Origin of the sequence: Streptomyces sp. NPDC001068, from assembly GCF_042897315.1 — a bacterium.
In the GTDB taxonomy this organism is placed as follows: Bacteria; Actinomycetota; Actinomycetes; order Streptomycetales; family Streptomycetaceae; genus Streptomyces.
The window spans coordinates 113,290-128,053 of sequence record NZ_JBIAYD010000018.1; the positions used below are offsets into that span (position 1 = coordinate 113,290).

Here is a 14,764-nt window from a genome sequence, read left to right on the forward strand (position 1 = left end):
GGCGGCGCTGACACCGCCCGGCTGATCAGGCAATTTCCATCCCGGCGTAGCACGCCGAGTGATCCCAGTCGTCGGCCACCGGGTAGCCGCAGAAGCACTCCCCCTCGAGCGCGGGCAGGCCGCGCATACGGCGCTGCAGCGCGGCCATCAGGTCGGTGCGGTGGATCCACCCGCGCTCGCTGACCATGTCCAGGAGCTGCGCCTGGCCGCGGTTGTACGCGTCCCATGCCACGTCTCCGCTGGGCTCCGGCCCGTGGGTCGCCTCCCACGCCAGGTGAGTACCGGTCTCCTCCTCGAGCCGGGCGACGAACCCATAGATCCGGCTGCAGCGCATCCCGTCGAGCTCGTCCAGGCGCCAGATGTTCCGCTCAGCGTCCTGCCACCAAGTCGACTGGAACAGCAGGTCCGACCAGTGGTCCACGGGCTGCCGCCGGCCGCGGAGGATCTCGAAGTGGTCGTCGAACCACTGCTCCTCGAGCTGGGCCCGGCGCTCGGCTCGCCCGCGGGCCAGGTAGGAGCTATGCACGGCGCGCCCTCCTGCCGTACCCGCGCTCGGCCAGGTCCGCGGCGGCCTTCATGATGGCGACCCCGTCCGGGTGGTCGTACACGGCGCGGACGATCGCGTCGTGCCACGCCTGTTGGCCGCGCAGCACCCGGGCCGACGCGGCGTCCTTGCGGCGCGCGGCCTCGAGCTGCTGCTCGATCGTGGGGCAGTGGCAGACCTCGAGGTCCGGGTTCTCCACCCGGGCGTGACACCCGGGGATGAGGTACCGGCCGCCGTGCTCGTCCTCCCACCAGTGGCAGACCAGCGTGCGGCCCTCGGCTCGCTTACCGGCCACGGCGCGGCGTCCCGTTCCGCACGTCCCGGCGGGCGCGCATCGCCGCACTGGCAGCCGCCTCGTCCTCGGCGCTGGGCGGCTGGATGTTGAGAGCGGCCAGGACGGCGCTCAGGATCGTGCCCGGGTCGGCGCCCGGCTCACCGGCGGCGCCCTCGATCGCGTGCCAAGCGCGGTCGTGCTCGCCCGGGGTGAGCACCCGCGGCGGCTGCACGTTCCCGGCCGCTCGCTGCTGCGCGTACTGGGCAGCCGCGGTGAGCGCGTCGCGCAGCTCCGGCAGCCGGCCCGTGAGGACGACGACGCGCACCGTGGCGCCCTCGTCGTCATCGTTCGCCTGCCTGGTCACCTCGAACGTGGTCCAGGTGCCGCCCGGCAACACGGTCAGGCTGTCACCGGTGTGGTCGGTGGCGTGGTACTCACGCCGGGCGTGGAGCGCGGCGTCGAGCTCGTCGGCCTGCTCGATCGTGAGCCACATACTGACGACGTCGCCGCCGAGGGCGAGGTTCTCGCCCTCGACCCACACGTACGGGCGCTTAGACGCGTCGGTCGCGGTGCGCAGGATCAGCCGGTGGTTCTGTCCGTCGGTGTAGCAGTACGGGAACGTGGGCTGCTCGAGGACGGCGGCGGTCAGGTCGTTGGGCATGGTCGTCTCCTGATGACGGGCGGGCGGTCAGGCGGGCTGCGGGACGGACAGGCTGGGGAGCTCGAGGGGCCACGGCCGGCGGCGGGCGAACTCGACGCGGTCCGGCTTCCATCGGCCGCTGTTCGGCTTGCGGCGGCGGGGCGTGACGTTCCATCGCATGGCGGTGCCTTCCTGGGCAGGTGGTGGTCAAGCGGCTTGAGTGCCGGGGCGGGTCTGGTCCGCGGCCGGGGACGGCAGGAGACGGAGGTGACGGCGCAGTTCCGCGGTCTCGCGGGCGTGCGCGCGGTTGTACTCGCGGCGCCGCTCTGCGGCCGGGGACTTGTCCTGCCATCCGTCCAGGGCGGCGAGGAGGTCGGCCATGTGCTGCGCCTGCTCCTCCGGCGTCCACCGGCGGATGGGGCGGGGCTCCGGCGGGCGTGTGGGGAGCGGCGGCAGCGTTGCGGGGCGCTGGACGGGCTCGCCGCGGCCGAACTTGCCGGTGGGCCACTGCTCGGCCATCAGGCGCTCGTACGGGTCCATCTCGCATCTCCTGCCGGTTGTGCGGGTGGTGGAGCAGGGGCCGGGCGCGCGGCGGCGCCCGGCCGGTGGGTCTACTTGGCGGGGGCCTCGGGGGCGCGGCTGCACTTGCACTTGTGGCCGCAGCGGTCGCAGTCCTCGCAGAGCTCGTGCGGGCAGCAGCCGCACGGCAGGCGGCGGGTGGGCGGCAGCGTGCAGCGGTGCGCCGCGTCCTCCTCGGCGGCCGCGTCGACCTGGTCCAGGAGGGCCATGGCGGCGCGCACGGCGACGGGGTCGGCGAGGGTCTCGGCCCGCACTGCGGACTCGTGGGCGTCGAGCATGGCCTTCGCCTCGTCGTGGTAGACGGGCCCGCCGGCGAACGGGGCGACGAGGTGGTTGAAGATCGGGCGGCGCGTCTCCCGGGACGGGGTCGGCGGCGCGGCGCCCAGCTCGTCGGCCTGGTGGTCCAGCCACATCGCGGACGCGAGCACGCCCGTGTGCGTGTTGGAGTGCGCGGTGTCCGGGAGCTGCAGTTCCCTCTCGCGCAGGAAGCGGGCGGCCATGCGCAAGACGCGGGCGTCCTGCTGGGTGAAGACGACGGGGTCCATCAGGGGTTGTCCTTCCAGGGACAGGAGTGGTGGAAGTGCCGGACCGCCTGGGGGAACGTCGCGGCCCGGACGGCTGTGTCAGAACAGGCCGGACTGTCCGGCGGCCTCGAGCTCCTGGCGCGCCGTCTCGGTGGCCTTCTCGGCCTCCTGGCGGCGGAGCTGCGCGACGAGCGGGGCCTGGCGCTGCGCCTCGGCCGTCTTGCGGGCCTGCAGCTCCGCGGACGTCGCCCAGCGCGTCATCACCTCGTGGTCGGCGAGCTCGGGCACGTCACCGAGCGCGGTGCACCTGACGTGCGGGCTCTCGAGACGGCCGGTGACCTCGGCGAGGGTCCGGAGCCAGTTCGGGCCGTACGCGCCGACGATGACGACGAGCGTCCCGGCCGCGTCGAAGCCCTGCCGCAGGGAGAACCCGTCGGCCGCGTGCTGGTCGGGCCCGCCGGCCTTCTGCTCGTAGACGTCAAGGCCGAGGTCGACCAGCCCGCCCTCGACGAGATGGCGGCGGATCGTGGACGTGCGCGTGGCTCGAGACATGGGTGTCCTCGCTTCGTGGTCTGGGCCGGTGCTCTCCGGCCCGGGGCGGTGCGCCCTGCTCCTGCGCCGGGTGGGCCGGTTCAGGGGCGGAGCGCACCGCCCGCCGTGGGGTGGCGGGCGATGCTGGGGGCGGGCTACGCCAGGGCGACGGTGACCAGGACGTCGGAGAAGTACGTGTCGGGGTGCTCGCCGTCGTTGATCTCGAGGCCCTGGAACTCCCAGTCCGCGGCGATGTCCGCGGCGAGCTCGGCGCGGCCCTTGCGCAGCGCGTCACCGTGGCTGACGGCCTCCACGGAGAACCAGTCGAGACCGGAGTCACGCAGCGACACCCACGCGGCGTTGGAGTTGTCGCCGACGCGGACGGCCTCCGGCAGGATGCGGCGGATCTCGAACCCGGCGACGGGGCGGTCGGTGTAGACGACGGTGAAGCTGCGCAGGGTCTTGTGCAGGGTCAGGGACATGGGGTTCCTCACTTCGTGGTGGGGGGCCGGTGCTCTCCGGCCCCGGGGGTGGGGCGCCCACGGCGGGCGCCCCTGGGGAGCTGCCGCGGTCAGGCGGCGAGCAGAAGCTGGGGGTCGTCCGGCAGGCTGTTGAGGAGCGCGTTCCGCCAGGCGATGGCGTACTTGGGGCAGTTGCCGCAGTGCACGTGCTTGCCGACGCATCCGGGCATCGGGGCCCGGTTCACCGCGTTGTACGACCAGGCGAGCGAGTCGGAGCTGTAGAGCTGGTGGGCGACGCGGCGGAGACCGGTCTTCTTGAAGCCGAAGCCGTGCAGGCGGATGCCCATGGACCAGATCGTTTCGATGATCCGGGCGGCCTCGTCGGTCTGCTGCAGGCGGCACACAGAGCCGATGCCAACGACGGGTTCGAGCGTGAGGTCGACGCCGACCTGGTCGTACAGGTCGATGCACCGCAGGTAGTCGTCGAGCGTGCGGCCCTGGATGACCGGCATCCACGGCAGCTCGGAGTCGAGCGTCATCAGGTTCAGGTACGACGCGACCGTCTTGATCTGGTGGTCCGCGATGGTGAGGCCGGTCTTCGCGAGGATCTCGTCCTCACACATCCAGTCCTGAATGGAACACATGTCCATCAGGCCGATCTCGTCGTAGTACCGGCGCGCCGCCGCGGCGTACGTGTACGGCGAGATCGTCCAACGGCCGTGCTGCGACAGCTCCGTGAATCCACGGGAGTCGAGCATCCACGGCGTCACGGCCCGCGGCAGGGTCACACGGTCGGCCAAGCGCCCGTGGGAGACGCACAGCGGGATGCAGTCGTTGCCGAACTCTTCGCGGGCGAGCCAAGACGGCTGGTGCGTGCCCAGGTACGTCACGCGGTCGACGTCGGCGAACCACGTGCGCGGGGCGTACACCGGGGCCGGACGCTTTGCCTTGGGCTGTGCGTTCGCCGCCGGGGCGGGAATGTCGAAGAGTGCGGCATCAGCCATGGTGTTCCTCGCTTCGTGGTCCGTTGGCGGTGCTCTCCGCCAACACGAGGAATAGTACACCCTGGGCAACGTGTGGGGTAGGGGTGCGCGGAAACTGAAGCGGGGACCGCGCCAGGACGGCCCCCGCTCGCGTGATCAGGCGGCCAGGCCGTACAACGTGACCTGACGGGCGCGGTACTTGCTCGCCGCGGCCCGGCCGATGTGCCCGGCCATCGCGGTCCCAGCCGGCGGCCGCGCGGCGGGACCCTCGGCCTCCTCGAGCGCCTGGGCGCGCCGGATGATCTCCCGCATCGACAACCCCTTCTTGAAGTCGGCCCCGACCACCACTTCGGTCCGGGCGTACGCCGCGGCGAGCTCCGGCACCCGGCGGGCGCCATTCACCAAGTCGCTGTTGCACCCGAGGACACAGAAAACGCAGCTCAGGCGCCGGTTTCCCCAGTCGTAAGCCGGGTGGTACGGCAGACGCGACCGGGCTATCTCCTGCCACACCTTCCGGTCGCTCCACGCGTGGATCGGGCGCCAGGTGACGACGTGCCGCTTGCCATTGCTCGCGCCGCGGTTGATCTCCACCTCGGCGAGCTGCGCCCGCGCGGTGCTCTCCGCGGCCCGCTGGCCGATGCACTCCAGGATCCGCACGGGACGGCCCAGGTCGCCCAGCTCGGCGACCAGCCGCGTGTACAGGGTCCGGATCGGGCCCCGCTTGGCGTCCGGGGTGCACCAGCGCGCAGAACTCGACGGCCAGGCCGGCGCAACCTTCGCCGTCGTCGGGTCCTCGCCGCGCTCCCGCGCCTCCTCCTCGGCCTTCGCCTTCAGCTTGCCGTACCGGATCTCGACGCGGTCGAGGAGATCGGCGCCCTTCGCCTGGACCACCTCGAACCGGGGGACCCCGGCGAGCGCGGCCTGGAGCTCGGCGAGCTCGCGCGTCCCCTCCCACTCGACCCGGCCCAAGTCCGCGTGGACGACGACGACCTTGTGCAGCATCCCCAGGGCCTTCGCGCGCCGCACGACGTACGACAGCATCGCCTGACTGTCCTTGCCGCCACTGCTCGAGATCACGACCCAGTCCGCGTCACGGATCATCTCGTCCGGCACGGTCGTCGACGGCTCGAGGGGCACGGACGCGTGCACCGTCTTCCGCCGCTTCGGCTTCGGCGTGGGCTTCGCCGGCGCTTCGACCACGGCGGCTATCTGGGGGCTCTGGATGGCGGGGAGGTCGAACAGGGTCGCGGTCTGCATGGCGGGCGTCCTCGAGGGCGTGGAGCGGGCGGAGCGGGGCGGCGAGCGGGGACAGGGGGCGCAGCACGGGCCGCGCCCCCTGGGGGGTCGTCAGCGGTACCAGTGGCCGAACTGGTTGCGCGCGGTCACGTACATCTCTCCGTGCGTCTCGGTGGCCCACGGCGACCGGGGCAGCTCGTACCGGACGACCGCGCCGAACCGGCAGGTGGACACGACGGACGCGGTGACGTCTCCCACGACGGTGATCACGTCGCCGGTCTGCAGACCCAGGAAGTCCGGCGTGGACACGCTCGCCTCGGTCCTCCACCACGCGCCCCACGCCTTCGGCTCGTGCGGGGACCTCGAGAGCGGCGCGAACCGGTCGCCCGGCCGGTGGTCGACCCACTCCGCCGTGCCCGCCTTCGGGCTGTACAGGTGTGCACGGTCGTACGCGGCCGGGACGCTCGAGACGGGCAGCTCTCCCAGGGCGAGCGGCCGACGGACCTTCACGGGGGCCGGGACGGCGGGGGCGGCGGGGGCGACGTCGAACAGGGCGAGGGTCTGCATGGGGTCCTCCAGGACGTGAGGCGGGCGGAGAGGGGGGCCGGGGCGCACCGTGCGGGCTGCGCCCCGACCCGGGGGAGCTGCTAGCCGTTGCAGGCGGCGCGGATGGCGGCGATGAACTTGGCGGCCGCCGCGGTGGCGCTCGCGGGGTCGGCGTCCGGGTCGCACCGGTGGATCACCACCTCGTCCGCGCCGTTGTTGAACCGGATCTGCCAGGTGCCGCCCCAGTGCTCGAGCGGCTCGTCGACGAACACCCAGTCCTCATGGGCCTCGTAGACGTACGCGACGAGCTGGGGCGTCCCGACGCCGGGGAAGTCGTCGCCGGTCAGGGGGATGACCAGCCACGAGTTACCGGCGTCGTCGTCGCGGTGGGCGGTGATGCCGTACTCGGTGAGCGCCGCGGTCATCCGCTCGCGGGCCGTGGGCAGCGGGGGCGTGAGGATGAGCCGCGCGAGACGCTCCCGGCCGGTGTGGTCGCGCTCCCAGACCTCCGCCGCGCGCCAGCGGGCCACGCGGAACAGGTGGGCGTACTCGAGGGTGACGCGCAGCCGCTCGTCGCACTGCTGCTCCCAGCCGGCGCTCGGCCGGTGTTCGGGGAGGAGCTCCAGGACCACCTCGCCGGTCTCGCGGCGCGGGTCCAGGTAGGCCCCGGCGCTGATGCACTGGTCCCGCTCGTTGAACGCGGCCAGCGGCTGCCCGTCGTGCGTCAGGAGACGGATGGCGGCCTTCACCTGGGGGACGTCGACGCTCCCGGGGAGGCAGCCGAGGGGGCGCGGCGCGGTCTGGGCGGTGGCGGGCTTCGTGGTCATGGCGCGGGGTTCTCCTCGGTGAAGTCGTGGCGTGCTGGGGGGGGCGGGGCGCAGCGTCGGGGTGCTGCGCCCCGCCGGGGGTCCGGCTAGAGCTGGGGTTCGCGGACGCGGCCGTCGGAGTACACGAACAGCAGGGGCGCGCCCTGGTCGGTGCGGACGGCGGCGGTGTGGGCGGGGTAGCGCAGGGCGGCCATCTCGGTGTGCGCGCGGCTGACGATGTCCTCGCGGGCCATGTCGTCGGGCAGCTCGGTCACGGTGCCCTGTCGGACGTCGGACCAGTTGGCGTAAAGGTCGATGCGCATGGGGTTCCTCTGCTGGGGCCGAGTGAGGCGGGGAGGGTGCCGGGGCGCGGCGCGTACGGTCGCGCCCCGGCGGTAGGGACCGGACCGGTCAGACGACGTCGGTGACGGTGAAGTGGTCGGCCAGGCCGTGACCGGCGTTCTCGGCCTCCATGCGCACGGCGGCGATGTACACGGCCTCGATCACCGCGCGGGTGGTGTGGTCGACGACGTACCACTTGCCGCCACGGCCGCCCGTCCAGAAGTCGAGCGCGTACCGGGTCGCCAGGGTGACGGGCTCCAGGTACTCGACGACGCGGATGGTCTGGCCCCACGCGCCCTCGGCGGTGCGGATGCCGGACTCGCGCAGCACCTTGCCGCCCGCGATGTTGAACGCGTACGCGTCGTGCTGCTCGCGGGGGACGGTGGTGGAGTAGATCCGGTGGTGCATGACCGCGCGCGGCTCGCCGAACTGGGCGGACAGCTCCCACCAGGGCTTCAGGGCGGCCTCTACGGGGGCAACGCTCATAGGGGTGTTCCTCCTTCGTGGTCTGGCGGGTGCTCTCCCGCCAACACGCAGAATAGTACACCCTGGGCAATGATGGGTAGGGGTTGCCCAGGAAAACCCACGGGGAACGGCCCCGGGATTCCCTCCGGCTGTGCATTCGGGGGAGTCTCGGGGCTCTACCTGCCCGGGGGAGCTGCTACGCGGCCGGGGCGAACAGCCGGCGCTCGGCGTCCACCGACGGCAGCAACACGCCTGCCAGGCTCGCGCTGAACTCCTCCACCTGGGCCCGGGGGATGGCGACGTGCGTGGTCCCGTCGGGGAACCGCTCCGCCATGGGGCGCGGCTTCGGCCACGGGGCACGGCGGGGCTTCACCGGCATGGGCGGGGGCACCACCAGCGCCGGACGGGCCACCGACACGGGGAACAAGCCCTCCTGCCCGTCCTCCTCGGCCCGCACGGCGTCCACCTCGTCGGCCTCCCGCAGCATCGCGGCGTGCGCCTGCTCGAACAGCTCCACCCGCTCGAGCTCCAGGCGCTCCGCCTCCACCCGCGCGGCCTCCGCACGGGCCAGGCGCTCCGCCTCGGCGACGACCGCGGGCACCATCCGCGCCCGGAGGGCCGTCACCGCGCTGTCGTCGGCCCGCTCGAGGTCCACACCGCCCACGGCGGCCCACACCTCCTCTGCCACGGCCCCGTGCTGCTCCCACAGCGGCCGGGAGCTGCTCCGCGCCTCCACGGGCCGCGTACGGGCCCCCAGACGCTGCGCCAGGGCGTGCAGGACGTCCGCGCGGAACTCCCGGACCCGCACGCGCATCGTCGACGCGTCCTCGTACTCCAGGAACTCCTCGGCGGCCGCGGAGCGCTTCCACGCGCCGAACACCCGGACCGCCCGGGTCGCCAGGGCCTCCACCTCGTCCAGGACCCGCTCGAGGGCCACCAGGTACCCGGCGACCGCCCCCGCGTCGCCCTGCACCGTCAGCCGCCGGTCGTCCAGGCCGCCGTACCGCTCATCCGTGCCGCACATCTCCTTGTAGAACGACCACCGCGGGTTCAGCTTGAAGGGGGTCGCCGCCTCCACCCCGTGAACGTCGGCCAGGGCCCACGCCACGTCGTGGTGCTGCTTCGCCCGACGCTTCGACGGCGCAGGGAACGCCAGGTCGACGGTAAACCGGCCCGGGGCCGACTCGTACGGGCGGGGGAACTCAACATGCGCACTCATGCGCTCTCTCCTTCGTGGTCGTGACGGCTGCTCTCCGCCACAGGGGGACCGGACCGCAGGGGGCGGACCGGGGACATGGGGGCCGGCTCAGCGGCGACGGAGCACACGGGCGAGCCAGCACGGGCGGCGACGTTCACGGGGCGCGCCACGCTCGTACGCCCGGATCATCGCGGCCACCGACTCCGGGTTCGGCGACTGGTGCCACTGCAGCAGCAGCCACACCCCATCGCGCAGCTCCCCGTACGGCCGGTCAAGGAACAGGGACGCTCCACCGTCCTTGTACCGCCACACCATCCAGACGCGGGCTGACTGATACTCCCGCTGGTACACCTCCGACCGGGGAGCGGGCGGCAGACCCAACAGGCGGGCCACCTCGTCGGTGAACGCCACGAACGACGTGAACGGCTCACTGGCGAGCCGAGACTGAAGCCAGGGGGGAACCATGACGGGCTGAGCCTTCCTGAGAGCGCCCCGCAGCGCCCCGACGCACACGGCGGCCGGGAAGCGCTGAGAGAGCGGGAGAGCGGGGTTTCTGGACTTTCTGGACCGTCCACACGCGCGCGGGCGTGTAAGGCGGCTCGAGGGGTGCCGCCCGACCCGATCCGGCCGGGCGGCACCGGGCGGGTCAGCCCTGGGAGCGGCGGACGTACTCGACGGGGACGGCGACGCTGAACAGGGCGCCGATCACCTTGCGGGCGTTGGCGGCGGCGTCCTCGCGGCCGTCGCGCTTGCGGAACTTCGCGACGATCGCCGGGTGCGCGGGGATGAACCCCTGGGGCGTGTCGACCCCGGCCGTGATCGTGGCGGTGACGTTCCAGCCGGTGCCGGAGTCGCTCGAGCACTGCACGCGCACCAGGGGCGTGCCGGTCTCGGCGGCGGTCAGCTCCTCGGCCGTGCCGTCGACGGCGTTGTACGCCACGGCGGCCGTACGGATCTCCTCGGCCGTGCTGGGCAGGTCGGTGCCGTGCATGCGGTGGGCGTGCGGGGCGACGGCCAGGATCACCGCGCGGGCCTGCTCGACGGCGGCGCGCGCCTGGTCGTGGGCGGCGTTGCGGGCCCGCAGGTCCCCAGCGGTGCGCAGCGACTCCCACGCGTCCTCGACGGCGTCCTTCGCGTCGACGATGGCCAGGTGGTGCTCGCTGGGGGCGTGCTTGCCCAGGGTGAGCAGGTGGCGGCCGAGGTCCTCGAGGTCACGGGGCGCGGTGGCGCACACGGTGGCCTCGTACGCGGCCAGGGCGGCGTACAGGGTCCCGGCGGCCGGGGCGGTGTCCTCGGCGGCGGGGCCGAACACGGTGTCCAGGGAGGCGCGGGTAACCATCAGGTGCATGTCCGGCGGGAAGGTGCTGCCGGTGGTGCTCTCGTCGTGGCTGCGGAACGTCCAGGTGGGGCGGACCCAGGGCGCGCCGGGGCCGACGAACGCGGTGACGGCGTCGACGGTGCGGGTCTCGCCCATGTGGGCGTGGATCACGTCCATGCCGGGGCGGAGCATGTCGGCGCGGACGGGGAGCGCCGAACCGTCGGTGATCTCCTGGAACGTCTCGGCGTAGTACGCGGACAGCTCCGCGTCGATGTCGCCGGTCAGCTCGGCGTCCGTGGGGCGCTCCAGGGCGGGGAAGAGGTCGCCGGGGGTGGCGGGGCGCAGGTACACGGTCCGGCCGTCGCGGTAGACGATGTGGGCGGTCGACTTGCTCGCGGACATGCGCTTGACGGTGCGCTTCACCAGCGGCTGCATCATCGCGGCGTTGATCTCGTCCAGGGCCTGCCGGGTCGGGATGATCTCGGTGGTGCCGTTCTCGGTGCGGACGTGCTTACGCTCCACGGTGGGCGCGGCGCCGGGGGCCGGCTGCGGGACGTACCGGCGGTTCTCCACGACGATCGCGCGGTCGGCGGGGTCCTGGCGGAACTGCTGACGCTTGAAGCGCAGGTTCGACACGATCTTGCGGACCTGGGCGGCGGGGATGCCGTCGTGCTTGCGCTCCTCGCCGACGTACACGGCGTGCGGCGCGTCGACGACGTCGTCGGTGGTGGGCAGCTCCTCCAGCTTCGCGGGGGCCTTGCTCCACAGGCGGATGGACACCGGCTCGACACCGCGCAGGCGCATCGGGGACAGGCGGTTGGACAGGCGCGCGGAGATCGCGTCGGTGAGTTCCTTGTCCCAGCCGCGCGGGTCGCGGTCGCCGCCCTCGACGATCTCGTCGCGCAGGGCGTGCACCTGGTCGTCGCTCATGTGGTGGAGCTGCTCGCGGATGGCCCAGTACCGCTCATCGCGGGTGAAGATGACGCGGACGCGCTCCGACTCGGCGTCCCGGCGGATGATGCGCCGGACGGTCTCCTTGTTGGCCTTGCCCTGCTCCTTGTCGGCGTCGCGGCTCATCACGGCGTCCACCAGGTCGTGCGTGACCACGCGGCCGTTGTCCAGGCGGGCGGAGATGAAGACCTGCAGCGCCATGGCTTCGGCGCGGTCGGTGGCGGTCAGCGTCATGGGGTGCTCCCTCGTTCGTGGTCCGGCCGGGGATGCTCGCCCCGGCCCCGCCTTAGTGGCGTCCGCTGACCGTACCGCCCTCCCCTCGAATACGCAACCCTGGGCAATGAAAGGGTGCGGAGCGCTCGAGGAATCGCGGCGCTCACCAGGGAGTTTCAGGGAATCTCGACGCAGGGGGTTGCGAGAGATTGCCTCGGGTGTACTGTTCTCCTCAGCGGTTCACACCGCAGCCCCGGAGAGCACCGGGGCGAGACCACGAACACGAGGAGCACCCGATGATCACTCTCGCCAAGGCCACCGACACCCCCCGCGCCACCGTCTCCCTGGAGAAGGACCCCACCGCCATCGTCTGGTTCCTGGCCGTCGTGACCGACATGGCCACCCCCGCCGCCCGGGTCCACGAACTGGTCGTCACCTTCGAGGAGTCCTACGACTCCCAGGTGGAAGCGGCGCACCGCCTGGCCGAGACGATCGACGGCGCCACTGTCGAGATCCTGTTCGCCAACGACCGGTCCGAGGCGTACGGCGTCGCCCGCACCGGCCAGGACTTCGACGGGATGCTCGACCTGTGGCTCGCCCAGCAGCCCCCGGCCGTGGCCGTCGAGCACGTCGGCTGACCCCGAGACCCGCACCGCCCGCCAACCCCCCTGGCGGGCGGTGCGCCCCGCCCCCGGGGCCGGCTGTCTGCCGGAACGGGCGCAGGGCGCACCGCCCACACCGTCCCGGAGAGCACCGGGGCCCGGACCACGAAGGAACACCATGCGTCGCATTCGCCTCTCGGCCGTCCTCACCCGCCGCCCCCGCCCGGTCGTGATCGCGCTCGCCGGTCTCACCGCCACCGTCGCCGCCCTGGTCTCCGTGTACGGCAGCACGTACGACGGAGCCAACGCGGGCGCCACCGTCGGCCCGGCCGGTTGCTTCGTCGGCATCGAGTGGCGCGGCGAGCCGGGCGTGTACGGCTCCTGCACCGGCGCCGACCCGGACAGCCGGGAGGGCGCGACCGCGTCCGGCCCCGCCTTCCACCTCGACTTCCCGTGGGCCGACAACGTCGACGCGGACACCGCCACGCCTGAGCCGGCCCCCGCCCCGGCCGCCGACGACGTCGTCACCGCGTACAACGCCGGGTGGAAGGCAGGCGTCGACGCCCTCGGCCACGGCACGCACGCCACGCCCCCGGCCGCGTCCGGCGACGCGAACGACGCGGGCACCGTCGCGTGGGCAGACGGCTGGATCGACGGCCAGGCCGACGCCATGGGCGACGACGACCGAGACGGCACCGTCGAGCCGGGCGAGTCCGGGTGGGACGCAAGCACGGCCCGCCACTGACCCTCGAGCACCCCGCCGGGGCGCAGCCCGCGCCCCGGCCCCCGACTCCCCAGGAAGGCACCGCACGCCATGCCCAGCGCCCCCCTCACCCCCGCCCAGACCGCGCAGCTCGGCGACGCCGTCGGCCGGATCGCCGCGTACGCCGCCCGCTCCCTCGTCGACACGTACCCGCACCTGGACCTCGAGCAGCTCGTCGAGACGTTCACGCGCCCCGTGGCCGTCGAGGGCACCGCACGCCGCTACCTGGCCGCGCTGGACTGCGGCGCCACCCCGGCCGTCGCCGCCGGGCGCGCCGGGGTCGCGCTCATCAACGCGTGGGCCGAGGCGCGCCTGGCCGCCGCCCAGGCCGCCCAGGCCGCCCGCACCGCCTGACACACCCGACCACTCCCGCCGGGGCGCAGCACCGCGCCCCGGCCCCGCACAGCTCCGAGAGGATCCACACCATGGCCCGGAAGATGAGCGCCACCGAGCGAGCCGCCCGCGATGTCGTGAACAAGTACGTCCGTGACGGCCTGATGGAGCGCGGGCAGGCCAACCGCGCGATCCGTGACGGCCTGGCCATCGCCGAGACGACCGTGCGCACGGAGTACGTGAAGAACGGGTGGGGCTCCGCCCTGTACTACGGGCAGAAGGTCGCCGCGGCCCGCGAGGAGTTCGACGCCGCCCGGCCCGGCTCGATCGCCCAGCGCGTGAAGGGCGCGCGCCTGCTGGCCACGGAGATATACGCGGCCGTGTTCGCCGTCGTGGAGGCCGAGGAGGGCCCCCGCGAGGGCGCCGAGCGGCTCACCCCCGGCCAGGCCGAGGAGGTCATGGCCACCGTGCGCGACACCGCCCGGGAGCTGCGCGAGGAAGCCGCCGCGCCCGCCCGCCGGTTCACCGCCGCCGCCTGACAGTCCCCGCCCGCCGGGCGCAGCTCCCCCGCGCTGCGCCCGGCCCCGCCCCCTGGCCCCGTCCCGAGACAGGAGAGACCCCGTGAGCACTGCCCCCGACTGGTCGGCCATGCGCCGCGCCGACTTCGACCCGACCGCCCCGCTCGCCCTGGTGGAGGCCCGCGACGTCACCCGCCGCGTGGAGGCCGTCCCGGACGCGTGCGGCACCGACGCCCTGTTCGGGGACGAGCCGCGCCCCGCCCGCCCGGCCCACCGCAGTAGGCCGGCTGTCGCGGACGCCCCGGAGGCCGACGCCCTGTTCTGACGGGCGGGAACAGTACGCCGAGGGCAGCGCGCCCGATCACCTCCGGGATGGTCGGGCGCATTCCCATCTGCGGAAACTCGAATTCGATCACGGGAAGTGTTCCCCCAGGGGTTGCCCAGGGTGTACTATTCAGGGGTTGGCGGAGAGCACCGCCGACGACCACGAAGCGAGGAGCACCCCATGGCTACTGCCCGCACCAACTTCCGCGACCGCGTCCGTGCCAACCGCGCCGCCTCCCGCGCCCGCCGCGCCACGGCTCGCGCCGCCCGCGCCGTCCGCACCTCCGCCCGCTCCATCACCACGCACGTCCTCGCCACCGGCGCCGACGCCGCCACCGTGAAGGGCGTCGTCAAGGCGCTGCAGGGCGTCGCCAAGACCGCCCGCGCCAACGGCCTCAAGGGCAAGCGGGTCCGCATCCGCCGCACCGCCCAGGGCTTCAAGCGTCACGCCGTCACCGCCTACCGGTACACCCGCGCCCAGGTCGCCGAGATCGCCGCCGCCTACAAGCCGCGCAAGGCCGAGTACAAGGCCATCCGCGCCGCGCTGATCGCCGCCTGAGCCACCCCCTGAACCGCCGGGGCGCGGCCCTCCCCCACCGCGCCCCGGCCCCCC

The 14,764-nt window shown here is 73.5% G+C and carries 23 protein-coding genes; 6 read left to right on the plus strand and 17 right to left on the minus strand.

What is annotated here, in order from left to right; all coding sequences use genetic code 11:
* Positions 1–25: 25 nt before the first annotated feature.
* The 17 genes from ACFY3I_RS38745 to ACFY3I_RS38825 form a co-directional block, all read right to left on the minus strand.
* Entirely contained in the window at positions 26–526 is a 501-nt protein-coding gene (locus tag ACFY3I_RS38745) for a hypothetical protein (protein ID WP_390865665.1), read from the minus strand.
* Complete coding sequence (locus ACFY3I_RS38750; protein ID WP_390865666.1) at positions 519–839, minus strand: hypothetical protein; 321 nt, start codon at positions 837–839, stop codon at positions 519–521. The genes ACFY3I_RS38745 and ACFY3I_RS38750 overlap by 8 nt, the downstream gene beginning before the upstream one ends.
* Positions 829–1,479: a hypothetical protein gene (locus ACFY3I_RS38755; protein ID WP_390865667.1), complete on the minus strand. Its 651-nt coding sequence runs from the start codon at positions 1,477–1,479 to the stop codon at positions 829–831. Before ACFY3I_RS38755 ends, ACFY3I_RS38750 begins: the two co-directional genes overlap by 11 nt.
* Positions 1,480–1,506: 27 nt before the next feature.
* Positions 1,507–1,638, minus strand: coding sequence for a hypothetical protein (locus ACFY3I_RS38760; RefSeq protein ID WP_390865668.1), 132 nt, complete (start codon positions 1,636–1,638; stop codon positions 1,507–1,509).
* 27 nt (positions 1,639–1,665) lie between these two features.
* Entirely contained in the window at positions 1,666–1,998 is a 333-nt protein-coding gene (locus ACFY3I_RS38765) for a hypothetical protein (protein ID WP_390865669.1), read from the minus strand.
* Positions 1,999–2,069: 71 nt separating this feature from the next.
* A complete protein-coding gene (locus ACFY3I_RS38770) occupies positions 2,070–2,582 on the minus strand; it encodes a hypothetical protein (protein WP_390865670.1) in 513 nt (170 codons plus the stop codon).
* Between the two features lie 78 nt (positions 2,583–2,660).
* Positions 2,661–3,113, minus strand: a complete 453-nt coding sequence (locus tag ACFY3I_RS38775) for a hypothetical protein (RefSeq protein ID WP_390865671.1) — start codon at positions 3,111–3,113, stop codon at positions 2,661–2,663.
* Positions 3,114–3,247: 134 nt separating this feature from the next.
* Positions 3,248–3,574, minus strand: coding sequence for a hypothetical protein (locus ACFY3I_RS38780; protein ID WP_390865672.1), 327 nt, complete (start codon positions 3,572–3,574; stop codon positions 3,248–3,250).
* An 89-nt stretch (positions 3,575–3,663) separates the two neighbouring features.
* Positions 3,664–4,557, minus strand: a complete 894-nt coding sequence (locus tag ACFY3I_RS38785) for a hypothetical protein (protein WP_390865673.1) — start codon at positions 4,555–4,557, stop codon at positions 3,664–3,666.
* A gap of 135 nt (positions 4,558–4,692) precedes the next feature.
* Positions 4,693–5,793, minus strand: coding sequence for a phosphoadenosine phosphosulfate reductase family protein (locus ACFY3I_RS38790; RefSeq protein ID WP_390865674.1), 1,101 nt, complete (start codon positions 5,791–5,793; stop codon positions 4,693–4,695).
* A gap of 90 nt (positions 5,794–5,883) precedes the next feature.
* Positions 5,884–6,339 (minus strand): hypothetical protein, encoded by a 456-nt coding sequence (locus tag ACFY3I_RS38795; protein ID WP_390865675.1) that lies wholly within the window; start codon positions 6,337–6,339, stop codon positions 5,884–5,886.
* 80 nt (positions 6,340–6,419) lie between these two features.
* Positions 6,420–7,145, minus strand: coding sequence for a hypothetical protein (locus ACFY3I_RS38800; RefSeq protein ID WP_390865676.1), 726 nt, complete (start codon positions 7,143–7,145; stop codon positions 6,420–6,422).
* 86 nt (positions 7,146–7,231) lie between these two features.
* Positions 7,232–7,447: a hypothetical protein gene (locus ACFY3I_RS38805; protein ID WP_390865677.1), complete on the minus strand. Its 216-nt coding sequence runs from the start codon at positions 7,445–7,447 to the stop codon at positions 7,232–7,234.
* An 88-nt stretch (positions 7,448–7,535) separates the two neighbouring features.
* A complete protein-coding gene (locus ACFY3I_RS38810; RefSeq protein WP_390865678.1) occupies positions 7,536–7,952 on the minus strand; it encodes a hypothetical protein in 417 nt (138 codons plus the stop codon).
* Positions 7,953–8,127: 175 nt separating this feature from the next.
* Positions 8,128–9,150 (minus strand): hypothetical protein, encoded by a 1,023-nt coding sequence (locus tag ACFY3I_RS38815; RefSeq protein ID WP_390865679.1) that lies wholly within the window; start codon positions 9,148–9,150, stop codon positions 8,128–8,130.
* A gap of 87 nt (positions 9,151–9,237) precedes the next feature.
* Positions 9,238–9,540 (minus strand): hypothetical protein, encoded by a 303-nt coding sequence (locus ACFY3I_RS38820; protein WP_390865680.1) that lies wholly within the window; start codon positions 9,538–9,540, stop codon positions 9,238–9,240.
* Between the two features lie 235 nt (positions 9,541–9,775).
* Positions 9,776–11,632, minus strand: a complete 1,857-nt coding sequence (locus ACFY3I_RS38825) for a hypothetical protein (RefSeq protein ID WP_390865681.1) — start codon at positions 11,630–11,632, stop codon at positions 9,776–9,778.
* A gap of 275 nt (positions 11,633–11,907) precedes the next feature.
* Here ACFY3I_RS38825 and ACFY3I_RS38830 point away from each other — a divergent pair, with 275 nt between their 5' ends.
* The 6 genes from ACFY3I_RS38830 (at position 11,908) to ACFY3I_RS38855 (ending at position 14,710) form a co-directional block, all read left to right on the plus strand.
* Positions 11,908–12,249, plus strand: coding sequence for a hypothetical protein (locus ACFY3I_RS38830; protein ID WP_390865682.1), 342 nt, complete (start codon positions 11,908–11,910; stop codon positions 12,247–12,249).
* A 142-nt stretch (positions 12,250–12,391) separates the two neighbouring features.
* Complete coding sequence (locus tag ACFY3I_RS38835; RefSeq protein WP_390865683.1) at positions 12,392–12,958, plus strand: hypothetical protein; 567 nt, start codon at positions 12,392–12,394, stop codon at positions 12,956–12,958.
* 69 nt (positions 12,959–13,027) lie between these two features.
* On the plus strand, positions 13,028–13,330 hold the full coding sequence (locus ACFY3I_RS38840; RefSeq protein ID WP_390865684.1) for a hypothetical protein: 303 nt from the start codon (positions 13,028–13,030) through the stop codon (positions 13,328–13,330).
* Positions 13,331–13,401: 71 nt separating this feature from the next.
* Positions 13,402–13,848: a hypothetical protein gene (locus ACFY3I_RS38845; RefSeq protein WP_390865685.1), complete on the plus strand. Its 447-nt coding sequence runs from the start codon at positions 13,402–13,404 to the stop codon at positions 13,846–13,848.
* An 82-nt stretch (positions 13,849–13,930) separates the two neighbouring features.
* A complete protein-coding gene (locus ACFY3I_RS38850; protein WP_390865686.1) occupies positions 13,931–14,152 on the plus strand; it encodes a hypothetical protein in 222 nt (73 codons plus the stop codon).
* A 180-nt stretch (positions 14,153–14,332) separates the two neighbouring features.
* Positions 14,333–14,710 (plus strand): hypothetical protein, encoded by a 378-nt coding sequence (locus ACFY3I_RS38855; RefSeq protein WP_390865687.1) that lies wholly within the window; start codon positions 14,333–14,335, stop codon positions 14,708–14,710.
* The last annotated feature ends 54 nt before the right edge of the window (positions 14,711–14,764 follow it).